General features: G+C 41.1%; 14 protein-coding genes. 3 read left to right on the top strand and 11 right to left on the bottom strand.

From position 1 onward, the window contains the following. Positions 1–8: 8 nt before the first annotated feature. From JEY82_RS17950 to JEY82_RS17900, 11 genes are all read right to left on the bottom strand, one after another. Positions 9–344 carry an STAS domain-containing protein gene (locus tag JEY82_RS17950; protein WP_304088221.1) on the bottom strand — a complete coding sequence of 112 codons (336 nt, stop codon included), beginning with the start codon at positions 342–344 and terminating at the stop codon, positions 9–11. A gap of 43 nt (positions 345–387) precedes the next feature. Continuing rightward, the gene (locus tag JEY82_RS17945; protein WP_304088218.1) at positions 388–1,137 is read right to left on the bottom strand and encodes a dolichyl-phosphate beta-glucosyltransferase; all 750 of its coding nucleotides are present in this window, start codon (positions 1,135–1,137) and stop codon (positions 388–390) included. 9 nt (positions 1,138–1,146) lie between these two features. Continuing rightward, positions 1,147–1,503 (bottom strand): hypothetical protein, encoded by a 357-nt coding sequence (locus tag JEY82_RS17940; protein WP_304088215.1) that lies wholly within the window; start codon positions 1,501–1,503, stop codon positions 1,147–1,149. Between the two features lie 10 nt (positions 1,504–1,513). Further along, a complete protein-coding gene (locus JEY82_RS17935; RefSeq protein ID WP_304088212.1) occupies positions 1,514–1,864 on the bottom strand; it encodes an EamA family transporter in 351 nt (116 codons plus the stop codon). Between the two features lie 3 nt (positions 1,865–1,867). Continuing rightward, a complete protein-coding gene (locus JEY82_RS17930) occupies positions 1,868–2,293 on the bottom strand; it encodes an ATP-binding protein (protein WP_304088210.1) in 426 nt (141 codons plus the stop codon). Then, positions 2,290–3,273, bottom strand: coding sequence for a metallophosphoesterase (locus JEY82_RS17925; RefSeq protein ID WP_304088207.1), 984 nt, complete (start codon positions 3,271–3,273; stop codon positions 2,290–2,292). The genes JEY82_RS17930 and JEY82_RS17925 overlap by 4 nt, the downstream gene beginning before the upstream one ends. Further along, positions 3,270–4,430: a PP2C family protein-serine/threonine phosphatase gene (locus tag JEY82_RS17920; protein WP_304088203.1), complete on the bottom strand. Its 1,161-nt coding sequence runs from the start codon at positions 4,428–4,430 to the stop codon at positions 3,270–3,272. The genes JEY82_RS17925 and JEY82_RS17920 overlap by 4 nt, the downstream gene beginning before the upstream one ends. Before the next feature lie 120 nt (positions 4,431–4,550). Beyond that, positions 4,551–5,684, bottom strand: coding sequence for an HD domain-containing phosphohydrolase (locus tag JEY82_RS17915; RefSeq protein WP_304088200.1), 1,134 nt, complete (start codon positions 5,682–5,684; stop codon positions 4,551–4,553). A gap of 34 nt (positions 5,685–5,718) precedes the next feature. Beyond that, positions 5,719–8,181, bottom strand: coding sequence for a PAS domain S-box protein (locus JEY82_RS17910; RefSeq protein WP_304088197.1), 2,463 nt, complete (start codon positions 8,179–8,181; stop codon positions 5,719–5,721). A gap of 7 nt (positions 8,182–8,188) precedes the next feature. Next, positions 8,189–8,542: a PAS domain S-box protein gene (locus tag JEY82_RS17905; RefSeq protein WP_304088194.1), complete on the bottom strand. Its 354-nt coding sequence runs from the start codon at positions 8,540–8,542 to the stop codon at positions 8,189–8,191. A 27-nt stretch (positions 8,543–8,569) separates the two neighbouring features. Then, positions 8,570–9,772, bottom strand: a complete 1,203-nt coding sequence (locus JEY82_RS17900; RefSeq protein ID WP_304088192.1) for a response regulator — start codon at positions 9,770–9,772, stop codon at positions 8,570–8,572. Positions 9,773–10,346: 574 nt separating this feature from the next. Between JEY82_RS17900 and JEY82_RS17895 the strand changes: the two genes are divergently transcribed. The 3 genes from JEY82_RS17895 to JEY82_RS17885 all read left to right on the top strand — a co-directional run bounded on the left by JEY82_RS17895 (position 10,347) and on the right by JEY82_RS17885 (position 14,141). Continuing rightward, complete coding sequence (locus tag JEY82_RS17895; protein WP_304088190.1) at positions 10,347–11,552, top strand: site-specific integrase; 1,206 nt, start codon at positions 10,347–10,349, stop codon at positions 11,550–11,552. A gap of 8 nt (positions 11,553–11,560) precedes the next feature. Beyond that, the gene (locus tag JEY82_RS17890; protein WP_304088187.1) at positions 11,561–11,992 is read left to right on the top strand and encodes a hypothetical protein; all 432 of its coding nucleotides are present in this window, start codon (positions 11,561–11,563) and stop codon (positions 11,990–11,992) included. 226 nt (positions 11,993–12,218) lie between these two features. Continuing rightward, the gene (locus JEY82_RS17885; protein ID WP_304088184.1) at positions 12,219–14,141 is read left to right on the top strand and encodes a hypothetical protein; all 1,923 of its coding nucleotides are present in this window, start codon (positions 12,219–12,221) and stop codon (positions 14,139–14,141) included. Positions 14,142–14,170 lie beyond the last annotated feature (29 nt).

The raw sequence follows: 14,170 nt of genomic DNA, 5'->3' as shown, positions 1-14,170 counted from the left end.
CCGTTTCTCTAAAAGCCTTCAAGAGCTGTTTTTTCGTTTTCGAATGAATCTAAAATTTTATCGAGTTTTGTTAGTCTAAGTAATTCCATAATCTGCTTGTTTACGTTGCAGAGTTTAATGTCTCCTTTTACTCCGACCTGTCTGAGGGCAGAAATGATGGCCCCAAGTCCTGAACTGTCGATGAATTCGACTTGTTCCAGATTGAGCAGGATGCGAATATTGTTTTCCTTAATAAGATTCAGAAGAGCTGTTTTGAAATCAACAGCCGTGCTTGCGTCAAGACGCGTAGTTCCCGGTGTTATAATACAGATATCTTGCTGATTTTTAATATCGAGTTTCATCATGAGTTTACTCCTTTTGCAGATTGTCTGTTAATTCCGTATAAAATTATACTTTTCCGCGATGCAGAAAACGTATCCGCATAACGTCAATAAACATCCTGATAGAGTCTCTTATTGGGTCTACTGTTGATCCTTCGGCATGACTCCATTTTACTGGAACTTCCTTAATACAATATCCTAATTTACGGGCAATAAACAATTGTTCTACGTCAAAACTGAAACCGTAGAGTTTTTGTCTGTTCGCAATTTCTTTGCCCGCTTCGCTGCGGAAAGCTTTAAATCCACATTGAGTGTCTTTTATGCCCCGAATGGCAAAAAGACCGACAACAGAGTTGAAAAAAATACTCATCAGTTCTCGGTAAAAAGGTTTTTTCTCCACTTCAGACTCTTTCATTTTACGTGAACCTATTACTACCTCGCAACCTTGCTCAAGAATCGGTAGCAGTTTATTTATTTCTTCAATTGGGGTTGAAAGGTCCGCGTCTGAGAAGAGAATGTATTTTCCGCATGTTCGGAGTATACCTCTTGCGACAGAAAATCCTTTACCAACGTTTTTAACATTTTCCATGATGGCACTGACTTGTTGGGCTTTCATCTCGCTACCATAGATGTCCACAGTCTTAACCACTTCTGTTGTCCAGTCCCTGCTTCCATCATCCACAACAATGATCTCACTCTTGTATGGTTGTTTGGATAGGAATTCTTTTATTGTGTAAAGTGTATCAGCAATCCGCTCCTGCTCGTTGTAAGCAGGGATAACAACTGAAAGATAAATATTTTCTTCGCAATTATTCATGTTAACACCTCATTTCTTTGCTGTAAGGCCGACTCCGGCTGAAATGACAATAATTCCTGCCCAGCGGGATGCTGAAATTGTGTCTCCGAACATCCACCACGAACCAAGTGCCACAAGCACGTAGCCAGAACTTAAGAGTGGATAAGCGTAGCTGAGGTCTAGTCTGCCAAGTACCGCAACCCACAAAACCATAGCCATCCCATAAGCTGTGAGTCCGCAGAAAACCCACGGTTGAAATATTATGTGGAAAAATGTCATCAAATCCGGGTTTGTGAGTGGTCCTAAAACCAGCATCCCTTTTTTCATAAAAAGTTGCCCTATAACACCCAGAACAACAGATAAGATTACAAGCATGTATGATTTCATATGTTCCTTCTCAGCTTCTTGAAATAAGGATGATGCCGAATATGATAATAGCTATGCCTGCATAGCGATGCAGTGGAACTTCTTCTTTGAAAAGATATTTTGAGGCAATTGTTACTAGCACATATCCAAGACTCAGCATGGGGTAAGCAAGGCTTAGTTCCATACGTGACAATACAAGCAGCCAGAGAAAGGCCCCGAGTCCGAGGCACCCGATTCCCATAAATATGTGGATGTTGGTCGCAGCTGCCACAACACCTTTCCCCTCAGCCATTTCGCACTTGATGCGAATTGCACCAAGTTTTTGAAATATTTGCCCGAGTGTTGTCATCATGACTGAAACTAGAACCAGAAGATATTCCATTTCCTAATTCTCCGATTCGCTGGCTGCGATTTTTTTGGTCATAGTCAGCTCGTTTATTTTTTCAACTCGTTTATATTCAACCTTGTCCATGACTTGCTTGATAAGGAAAACCCCGTACCCACCCGAAGGATGGTTTTCTAAATCTGGTTCCGCAACGCTGTCGAAATCAAATCCGGGACCGTTGTCTTCCACGCAAATGATAAGATTCTGTCCTTTAAGTTTGATACTTAGCACAATTCCATCTTCTTTCGAAGCTTCTGCATGCCGAATGGCATTGGACACTGCTTCCGATACAGCAAGATCAATTTTCTGAGCAATGTTGTCTGGCAGTGAAAGAGCTTTTTGACATTGTTTCACCATTGCTGCGCTTATGGAAAGATTACTCAGGTCGGAACCGAACCTTTCAGTTATGTTGAATTCAGGTTTCATGCTCCGTCTCCGGTCGAATCTTCTGAATTCGCTTTACGCAAGGTATGGATGGTCGCCTCCGGTGGGCAGTTGAACCTTGCCGTCACACCTGAACATCCTGCTCCTCGTGAGGTGTAGCCTATCATTTTTCCATATTCCCAGCGGCCGGCAGTAATTCTGCGGGGACACGCCGCATGAGTAATGAGGGGGATTTCTCCGGGGAGGCAGATTTGGCCTCCGTGGGTATGTCCGCAAAGGTAGAGGTCCACATCTGATTGTGCTGCTTCGGCGAATAACTCTGGCGAGTGTGAGAGTAGAATTGTGGTGGTTTTATTATGCCTTGATTGGAGTGCTCGCTCAAGGTCGTGAGATCCATAAAAATGAGGGTCATCCACTCCGGCAAGAAATAGTTGTTCACCTTTTTTTTCGATGAGAGTGTGTTCATTTAGAAGCACCTTTGCTCCTGCCTTTTCTAGAGCTGGAACTTGCTCAATGAAATCGTGATTTCCCAATATCGCATAAATGCCTTGAGGGCAGTGTATGTTTTCTATTAGCCGTTCCATTCCTATCGAAGATTTTTCATATGTATTGTGAGTAAGAAACCGGTAGTCTCCGGTTAATACGCACAGGTCGTATTTCAGTGACTTTACTAATGAGATTAGAGCTGCTCCATTGTCAGTAAATCCGTCGATGTGGATGTCTGAAAGGTGCAATATTTTAAATCCATTAAAAGAGCTGGGAAGTTCAGGTAATTCTATAGTGTTTTTTTCTGTCCTGAATTTAAGGCTGTTGCGTTTTCCGCGTTCGGCCATGCCGGATAGTTTTAATACAGAGCCAACAAAACGAGTAAAACCTTCTAGGTTTTCTAGATGCACATGTCCGTTGCCTTTGCCGTATAATGTCGCGGAATGCTCAACTTGAAGTATTAAGCGGCGGGAAAGGGCTTCCTTTCCCATTCTTGCAGCTAGCTCGGGAAAAATATTTTGTGACAGAGCGTTCATTTTTTTTCGCTCTCTTGTTTAAAATCGAGGCAGCAGATTGTAACATCGTCCTGAGGTGGACGATTTTCTCCAAATTGCATCATTTTTTCATAAATACGATCAAGTATGTCACGGGATGGCATGTCTCGATATTCCTGGACCAGAGTAATGAATCTCTCCAATTCAAACATTTCGTCAGAAGGGGACTGATACTCTGATACTCCATCGGTAAAGCTGAGCAGTCTGTCTCCTGGATTGAATGGAACCTCATCTTCTTCAAATGGAATTCCCGAATTCATACCAATTACACTGCCCCCTTTTTCCAAGTATTCAAGAGCTCCGTTGCTACGAAGCAGAATAGGTGGAGGATGTCCGGCACTACTGTAACGAAGAGTCTTGCGAGCAGAGTTTGCTACCCCGTAAAACATAGTGAAATGCTTATTTAATCGTTCGATTGGGAAATCATTATCCAGTTGTAGCAGAAGTTCAGAAGGAGGCGTTATCTCGCCTGTTTCGGAATTGGTGAGATGGCCGGAACGTGCCAACAGAAGGGACACTGATACAGCTGCTAGCGCCGCAGAAACTCCATGCCCACTGATATCCATGATATAGAAAGCGGTGTTGTCTTTGTCGAGATGGATCAAATCGAACAGGTCTCCACCGACATAGTCACTGGGTTTGAATAGCCAGTTAAGGGAAAGAGTTTCAATGTCAGCCCGTTCATGAGGGAGAAAACTTTCTTGAATAAAAGCAGCCGCTCTTAAGTCTTGCTTTATTATCCGCTCTTTTTCTTTGTTACCTGTGATTAGATTGTATTGGTCAAGTCCGGCGCTAACTACATTTACAATGGTTTCTTTGTCAGAAGGCTTAGTAAGAAAGCGGAAGACATATCCTTGATTCAGAGCTGTTACAGCAGCTTCTAAATCTGCGTGCCCTGTAAGGATAATGCCTACAGTGTCTTCATTTAAGTTGCTGATTTTTGAAAGCAGGGTAAGGCCGTTCATGTCAGGCATTTTTAAGTCCGAGACAACGACAGGATAGGGTCCTTTTTCTTTGAACATAGCAAGCCCCTCTTCTGGGTGAGAAGCTGTATCAACAATGAACTCCTTGCGAAGAAGGCTTCGGAAGGAGGCAAGGATGTTTTTGTCGTCATCTACGAAAAGGACCCTCTGTTTCATCTTTTCCCCGCTGTGGTAGATTAGCTGAGTGATTGTAATTTTTATTATATATTAAATTATGGTCGCAGGTCTATTAAATAAAAAAATAAGTATAAATATAAGCAGGTGGTGGTTGATTTGCTAATTTTTTTTGAAAGTTTTTTTGCTAATTAGAACATTAATTTGATCTGAAAGTTTATTATTCCGTGCAATATTATTTAGTCGTGCAAGGATCGCATCTCCGATTTCCTGCCCCTTTGCTATGATCAAAACTCCTGTGGGGGTACTTAGGTTTTGGTTCATGATCATTCCGGGTTTAAGTCTTGAAACAGGTAGCATCTCTTGCTCATAGTGACTTTCAATTGTGGCTGCGCTTTCTAATGATTCAATTATATCTTTATCATACCATTCGATGTTTTTTTTCATTTCAGAAAAGGCTGTTGATGAGTCAAATCCTTTGCTTCTAAATGTTTCAAAGTCGAGGCAGGCTTTAATTATTTTAGATTCAAAGGGCATGTCTGGAAAATCTTCAGCACTTTTATTTTGTTTGCTTATTATCTCGATAACCTGATCCAGTCTTGGAATATTTGATAGAAGTTTTACCGATATGGATGGGTGGGATTCAAACTCTTTTTGCTCAATTTCTGTAAGCTCTTCACCTGAGTGAATTTTATGCAAGGTGGATTCGCTTAAGGATATGCATCCTAATTGAGAAAGCATCGCAGCCAATTCAAGCTGGTTGGTATTACGAATACCAAGGCGTTCAGCCGTTTTTACTGCCAGTCTTTTGATACGTTGGCTTAGGCTGAATGTTTCAGGACTAACGACTGAAAGCACATCTGTCAGAACTCGAATGCATCCTCTTAGTGTCCCGCGAAGAAGCTCTTTTTCCGAGGTCACAAGTGAATACTGTTTTATCGCGGCATCAAGAATCCGGCGCATCTCCTCGGCTTGTACCGGCTTGGTGAGGAAGCGAAATACATGCCCTCTATTCACCGCCAGAGTCGCAGCCTCCACATCCGCGTGTCCCGTGAGCATTATGCGAGTTGTGTCAGGGGTGATTTTTTGAACTCGATGTAAAAATTCGATGCCGTCCATGCCCGGCATTTTTAAGTCGGAAATAATGACAGCATATTTATTTCCATTTTTGATCATCTTAATTCCCTTTTCAGGTCCTTCTGCGATATCAACGGAATACTGTTTTCTGAACATTGCTTTGATAGATTTTAGTAAATTTATTTCATCGTCCACAAATAGAATTCTGGATTTTTCCATCCTCTTATTCCTGTTTTTTTAAGCGTCTCAGTTGCTATGCGGTTGCTTCCAATGGAAGGTGGATGATGAAAGTTGTTCCGGCTTCCCATTTAGAATCTACATCGATGCTGCCTCCGTGCTTACTCACGATTATATCATGAACGATGGCAAGACCTTGTCCGGTTCCTTCTCTAACTTTTTTAGTAGTAAAGAAGGGGTCAAAAATATTATCTAATATTTCAGGAGAAATGCCTGTTCCGTTATCGGATATCTTTATTGCAACAAAGCCATCTTCTTTGGTTGTCGCAATTGTTATTTCGCCCTTTTTACCAAGCTGTTCATGTTTATCTCGTATAGCGTGAGCCGCGTTGACAATTATGTTCAGCAATACTTGGTTAATGTCTCCCTGAAGAGTCATAACCATAGGGATGTCTTCTAGTTGAAGGTCTACTTCTGCCGCATATTTCCATTCGTTGCGAGCTACAGTTAGAGTTGTTGTTATGGCTTTGTTAATGTCAGTTAGTTGTTTCGAACTTTCTCCAGGATGAGAAAAATTCTTCATAGCCCTGACAATTGTTGCCACTAGCTCAACGCCTTCAAGGGCTCTAGTGCATGCTTCCGGTATCTCATTCATGATGAAGTCAGTATCTTCATCTTCGGCAACCTGATCTCTACTTTTCATGATTTCTTTGAAGTCTTCGAACTTTCTGCATGACTCCATTATTTTTTCTTCGATTTCGGACAATTTCAGAAAGTCATTAAAAGCTTCTTTTATGAATTGGACTGAATCTCCGATATACTGGATTGGAGTGTTGATTTCGTGAGCTATTCCTGCCGCCAGTCTACCTATGGATTCAAGTTTTTGTGCTCTTGCCAGTTTGTGTTCGAGATTTTTCCGGGCGGTAATATCAAAAAGAAGCAATGCTAAATGAGGTGTTTCTTTTATTGTTATAGGAAGTACATGTCGTGCAACAGGAAGAGTGGCACCTTTTGCGTTGAGAACATAAGTTTCAGAAAGGGCTTCTCCTTCTATTGAATTAGGACAAACTGTTTTGAGAAGGCTTCCTTGAACTTTGAAAATTTGATCGCAATTTTTATTCAAAATTTGATTTTTTGAAAGACCGAACATGCTTTCAGCGACCCCGTTAATTTCAACGATAGTTCTTTTTTCAAGATTTAGGATTATGAATGCAGCAGAAATTCCATCAAGCAGTGATCGGAGAAGTTCGCTATTTTGCCTGATCTGCATTTCTGCACGCTTTCGCTCTACAACTTCTTCCATTAGCTCAAGCGTCTTGTTCTCTAAATCTATCGTGCGCTCTCGAACCCTCTGCTCAAGTTTTTCATTTAAAAGAGAAAGCTCTTTCTCTTGTCGTTTTCGTTCAGAAATATCTCGAACTATGGCTGCGAACATAGTTGAGTCAGCCGTAATAATTTCGGTGATTGAAAGTTCGATTGGGAACCTTGAACCGTCCTTACGTACCGCTTCTATTTCTCGGCCTATACCAATTATACGTGGAATTCTTGTGTCGAGGTATCGCTTTATATAGCTGTCATGGTCAGGTCTGAGTTCTGGAGGCACTAAGATTCGAACATTTTTATTAACAAGTTCTCCCGGGGCGTAGCCGAATATTTTTTCAGCAGCAGGGTTAACTGTTTCAATTTTGCCTGTTGAGTCTGCCGTGACTATGGCATCAATGATTCCGTTAAATAGTGCCGAGAGTTTGGCCTCTCTGTTTTCAAGAGATTTTTGAGCTAACTTTTTCTCAGTAATGTCGTTCTTTATGGCAATAAAATTTGTAACTTTACCTTTTGAATTAGTTACAGGGGTTACAGTTTGATATTCGTGGTAGAGTTCACCATTCTTGCGGCGATTGATGAGTTCCCCAGACCAAGGTGATCCTGAAAGCATGGTCCCCCACATTTCTCGGTAGAAATCTTTGGATTGCATGTCTGATTTGATCAGGCTGAGAGTTTTCCCGTAAATATGATCATAATCGTATCCGGTCATTCGAGTAAACGCTTTGTTTATCCAATGTACACGTCCGTTAATGTCAAGAATGACTATTGCGTCAGCCGCCGCTGCAAGTGCCGCGCCCTGAAGTCTGACTTCTTCTAGTTCTTTTTCTTGAGAAGAATCTCTTACCAGCATGATGGTGCTTGGCGGAGTTTCTTTCATATCAAGATATTGAATTTTTACAAACAATGGGATATCGCTGGGGCCAAAAGTATAGTCACCCTGTTGTGTTCTTTTTTGGGATAAAGCAAGGAACAAAGGATGAGCTTCGTTCGGCAATTTCTGACCTCTCAGGCAAAGGTGGAAAATATCCGTTACGGATTTTCCCATGATGAAAATTCGCTTGAGTCCTATTAGTTTAGCGAAGCTGTCATTGCACCATTTGGCTTTCCCTTCTTCATCTGTCCATAACAGAGCTTCGTCTATTGAGCTTAATACTGCCTCAAGGCGCCCAATAATCGATCGGAGCTCGATTATGAGGTTTTCCTGGCCTTCGCTCATGATAACTTCACTCCTTGTTGCTGGGTTCAATAGTTGCGGCGAAGGAGTGCTTTTCATTAACAATTTCACTGATGATGAAATGTCTTGCTAACTCTATTGTACCATCTGCCTTTGCAATTTCTAAATCTAGGTGTTGACCTAGGATAGATGCTTTACCTGTTGATAAGAAAGCTGAAAAGCCAAGCTGATGTGCGTCTCTCAGAGGTTTTGGAATTATTGCGGTGAGTGGTTTTCCTTTGAGTTCCTTTTCGGTCCATCCGAATTCTCGGGTAAAGGAATCGTTGATGTTTGTTATGATGCCGTTTGTGTTCGCAGCAATAACAGGTTTATCCTTGTTTTCTAACAGTTCTTTTATCGTCATGCTTTATTCCGTAATCCCTTTTTTTATTCAGTTAATGTTAATGAATTTAGTGCATGCTGCCACCCATTCTGGCAATCGTTCCATTAAACTTTGCGCTTCCAGCCATTCTAGATTGATAGGTGAGAAAATAAAGTTTGAGTCTGGATAATAAAGTTCGTGTTGCAACGTATTGGCAGCATGAACCACAAGTGCAACGGTTAATCCGTCTTCTGAATTTTCGGGGGTATGATGGTCAAATACTCCCGAAACAATGTTTTCATGAAATCCCCATAACCCCAGCAGGTAAGCTCCGATTGCAGCATGGCTGACTCCCAGTTTGTCTTTTTCGTTTAAATTTATTGGACCTCCCATTTTACGGACTTCTAAAAGAACTGGTTTATATATGTTTTCCATATTGGTTACAAAGATAAGCTTGCCTACATCATGAAGAATTCCTGCCACATAACAAGAACTGATGAAGGTTTTGTCTGTTGTTTCTAACGTTGCGATAGCCTTGGCAAAGTCGCCGGTTTGGAGGGAATGAGTCCAGAGTTTATCCACTGAATATCCAGCGAGAGATGATAAATCTATTTTGTCCAGAAGATGAACTCCGAGAACCAACCCTTTAACGGCTTCAGTTCCCAACAGAGTAACAGCATGGGATGGGGAGGATATCGTGTTGTAAAAACCGAAAAAAGCAGAGTTAACTACTTTGAGTATTGTGGCTGAGACTCCGGGATCTTTTTCTACAAACTTTCCTACGCGGTCGAGACTAGGCTCTTCTTTTTCCAGTTCAGTGCATATTTTTAAATATAAGTCTGGAATAGCAGGGAGGGAGTTTAACCGGGCCACCATGGTACTTATTTCATTATTATTAAGAATATGCCGCAATTTGATTAAGCGCTGTATTGTATCAATAAGGGTTTTCGAGCTGCATGGTTTGCTAATAAATTGGTGTGCGCATGTTGTCGATTTCAGGAGTGTTTGAATTTCAGTATATCCGGAAAGAATTATACGAATGGTCGCGGGCTGGATTTTTTCGACAATTTTAAGAAAATCAATACCGTTCATACCAGGCATACGGATGTCGGAAACTACTGCATCAAATGATTCCTGCTGAATCAATTCAACAGCATCCTCTCCGTTGGAAGCGAATCGGCATGCCCACTCTTTTCTTCTAGAGTGCAGCATGGCTTTGATTCCTCGTAGCATATTTTGATTGTCGTCTACAAATAAAATTTTATGTTTCATTGTTTGTATTCTTATTGTTAACGAAGATGGTTTAAGAGGCTCTTCATATTTAATTAGTTTTAGACTAAGATATTAGATCTTTTTATACAACTCAGATCTGTAATAAAGTTCAGACATACCGTAAAAAATAGTTCTATAGCTGTGTGGGAAAAGTTGGATGAGGGGAGAGGCTGTTTTGTTAGGTTGGAAAAAAATGACTAAATAAGAGATCATTTTTATAATATTAGTATCTGGATAGAACGCTTAGGGATAATTTTTGACACTAATGGCTCCAAAATGATTTTATGAAAAAACGCTACAAATAATAAAACCGGCTAATTGCGATGCAATTAGCCGGTTTTATTATGTTTTCGTTGGTACCCAGAGCGGGACTTGAACCCGCACAAGCCGAAGCTCGAGGGATTTTAAGTCCCTAATAAATATGTATGTTGTTATTGTTGTTTATAGGTTTTTCCTAATAAAATATGCTTGTATTAAAAGTCTTTATCCTTTTTATATTCATTCTTCATCACTGCTTTACATTGCTGTTAACTCAAAAAAGTTGTACAGTGGTTGTACAAAATATGGAGGGGTGATGGCTTCAAAAACAAAGTGGGTGAAAGCGAAGTTTCCGGGGGTGCGTTATCGTGAGCATGATATTCGACGGCATGGAGTGCGGTTGGATCGGTATTACACAATAACCTACAAATACAATGGAGTAACAAAGACTGAAGCTTTAGGGTGGGCATCTAATGGTGTGCGGGCTGATGATGCGGCTCGTATTTTAGGAGAGCTAAAAAGAAATCAGTTGCTTGGCGTGTTTCCGCAAACTCTGAAGCAAAAGCGTGAGTTGGCTGTTGAAGAAATGAGGTCTTTAGAGGTTGAGAAAGCAAAAGATGTGACTGTGAGCGAATTCTGGCCTACTTATCTCGATCATGCGTCTCGTAATAAGAAGAAGTCATCTTGGGGGAAGGAGGACAGTCATTTTAGGATTTGGTTACAGCCGTTGCTAGGTGATGTGTTGGTTAGACTTGTGGGGGCTTCTGAGTTCGATATGCTTGTTGCTGAACTGGATGATGCAGGAAAGTCCTCGCGGACTATTGAATATGTAACGGGAACGCTTAGGCGTTTTCTCAAGTTTTGCCATACTCGCGGGGTTGTAGAGCAGCTTCCCCCTACAGGGAAAGATATTGGTGTGACTGGTCCTGGAGATAGTAATCGGAGGCTCGCTGTTATTAGTCTCGAGCAGACAGAGAAGATATTAGCACTATTGCACGAAAAGGATTTTTCTGCGTGGAGGATTACCAAATTTGCGTTTCTTACAGGGTGTAGGGCAGGGGAAGCTTTTAAACTTGAGTGGCGCAATGTCAGTTCCACGCACGTCATTTTTGAAAAGACCAAGAACGCTGAATCACGGCGTATCCCTATCTCAGGACCGCTTGCGGAACTCATCTCTGAGCTTCAGCGCACAGGCCCTGTAGACAAGGTCTTTCTGAATAGTAGAGGGGGGCCATACAATGAGGCTCCAACTGCATTTGCTAATGTCGTTAACAAGCTTGGATTTAACGAAGGGCGAGATAGATTGGACCGCATTAGCTTTCATACTATCCGTCATACTGTCGCTACCGAATTGGCAAAGGTACTGGATCTACGTTCCCTGATGGATGTCATGGGCTGGAAAGTTCCGGCTATGGCGTTACGGTATATGCACGGTGATGAGGATGCTGCCCGCTGTGCTCTTGATATGCTTGGTGATAGCGGGGACGGTGGTAAGGTTATTCCTTTTCGGAAGCGCGGGTAGGGTGAATTATGACGATTGCTATTACGATCATGCTCGACTGGGGCGGGGCCTGGGCTTGGGAACGTGATTTGAATGAGAATAGTGGAGTCGGGCCCAATATTGCGAGTGATACTTGGTGGAGTGGGCCTGTTGATATACCTGAAAAATTAGTAGCTGATTTTTGCGCTTGGCAACGAAAGTTCGAGGTACAGAACATTCCTGAATTTGATCTAAACTGTGAAGAGTTTCATGAAGATGGTCTGAATCTGTGCAAGCAGTTGAGGCCTCATCTTCCTTCAGAAATAAGGTTATTTTTTGAATTTTGTGATGAGGTCGCCAGTGAAGAAGATTGGAATCCTGAGAATTCTGTTTGGCTGTATGAGATTATGCCTGATACCTTGATAAGGCCAATCGTTGTCGTTGAAGAGATGAAGCGACTGCGGCCTTCTATGTTTAGATAGGTTAAAATAACATATGTGGCTGTCGGGTGTTTTTGATGATTGTCATGTCACTAATTATGATGATCATGTCTTCAGAATTCCACGATCTGTATATTTCGCACTAGAATGGACTTGCTATGCTTGAGTACTAGTCTCGTCGGTCGATTTGTCTGGTGTCTGTGTGATTATCGATATACATGTGTTGATCGATGAACCTGTATATCAATTTTAATTTTAGGGAAGTCTCGTGGCGAAAAAAGAAAAATTTAAGCGAACTCGTATTCAAGAGCTTAGACAATCCCCAGATTCTTTAGTCGAGTATTTGAAAAGGTATGATTTTATAAAAAATGATAAGTATTGGAAGATGGTCTGCGAAGAGCTTGGATATAATGATTCTACTGTTGTTTTGCAATTAATGGAAAATTCAAAAGTACTTAAGGGGCTGCTTTTAAGAGCAAAGCTGAATGCTGAAAAGCATAATGGGCTGTTGCAAAAAATTAGTTGGGAAACATTAATTGCAAGTTTTGCCGTATACTTAGATATCTTGCAGGAACAGGCTCCTTCTGAACAAGCCTTTCAATATAAACGGTCTAGTCAAATTGAAATGATATCCCGCATATCCCAAGTCAAAGCTCGGATAGCTGATAGCGCGTATGGAGGGGCGAAAAGTATTGAAGTTGCGCTCAAATCAATTCAAAGAAGACTTAATAAGCATAATTCCGTTGATTGTTTTGAAGCCTTTAAAGATTGGGATCAGGTAATTGAGGTTGAGCAGGTTATCAATAATTTCTGTCTCAAAGATTGGACTGTCAGTGATAAAGACTGTCTCAAGATACTTCCTTCTTCACAGAAAAAGTGGGAACAGTGGCAGCTTACTCATTATAAATTTGAGTTGATACATGTCTTTTATTCTTTGCTTCCCGCTTATGAACTTACCGATGCCGCAATAGAGATCAATGAAACTGCACCTAATGACGAAAGCCGTTTGCAGGCTTTATCTGTTCTTGGTGGTGTTTTATTTGTCCGCGATATGGTTGGTGTAGACCATGTCTGCTTCGATAAAGCGGATATTGATTTGCATTTGACTCTTCACATCATGAGTAAATTCGATAGTTGTTACAAAATGAAGCATAAAGATAATTATGAAATGAGTAACAGATTGTTCGGAAATTCAGGATTAAGAATGATAACACCGTCCGCTGTATTCTATAGATCAAAGTCCGAAATGATCAAAATGATGCAGGAAGATGAATATTACCAAGCTAAACAAGGGATATACGAAAGCGGGGTTGCGTTAGAAATTTTTTCAGATCCCCCTCACTCAAAAGCTCTTGAAAACGTTCAATTTATCAAATCGGGAGAATCAGGATATTTTGTTCTGCCCCAATTTTATCATGGAGATGTAAAGACATCCCTTTTGAACGCCTTAATTCGTAAGAATGAATTTAATAAGACTTTCAGCACAAATATGGAGAATAGAATAGGGGAACTATTCGAAGGTCGAGGATATACAGTTCTTTTAAACTGGAACTATGAAGCAGGTGAAATAGATGTCTTGGCATGCAAAGATAATCAACTGCTAGTAATAGAAGTTAAATTTACATATTTCAGGACGCAAACGCATGCTATTTATGAACACGAAGAAAAGATAAAGAAAGGTGAAGTTCAACTTGCTAAAGCTTTGATAGCAATCAGGGATAATTTCCCTGAAATAGCTGAGAAGTTGTCAATTGATGTCGACCATAGTTGCCTTATGGTCACACCATTATTGGTTTCACTTTCTCCTGAGTTTGATGGGGTGTTATCCTCGGGCATACGCAAAGCCAGTCTATTTGAACTACAAACTCTTTTAGATCCCCAGAGACATATAGCTCTTGAATTTTCAATAAAAAAATATAAAGAAGCACTTTTTACTGAGACTGATTCAGTTTTTACAAAACCTAGTCACGCCCACTCATGGGAAGATGATCTTGATTTTATATATAAAAAAGCCGATCATATAGAAGAGTATGAACAAATTGCAGATTCACCGCAAAAACTCCTTGATGCGTTGGAGCAGGGGATTGTTTGGCAAGAGTTGAACGATCACCCCGCAATTGTGAGTGGGCCTCAAGAACAAATGATGGTAACCGTCCAGACGGCTGCATCTTCCATTAATTTTCTCATATGACATACTTCCTCCCATTCAAGGAGGATGAA

This window comes from Maridesulfovibrio ferrireducens, assembly GCF_016342405.1.
Taxonomy (GTDB): domain Bacteria; phylum Desulfobacterota; class Desulfovibrionia; order Desulfovibrionales; family Desulfovibrionaceae; genus Maridesulfovibrio; species Maridesulfovibrio ferrireducens_A.
This window is presented reverse-complemented; position numbering and strand designations above follow the sequence as displayed.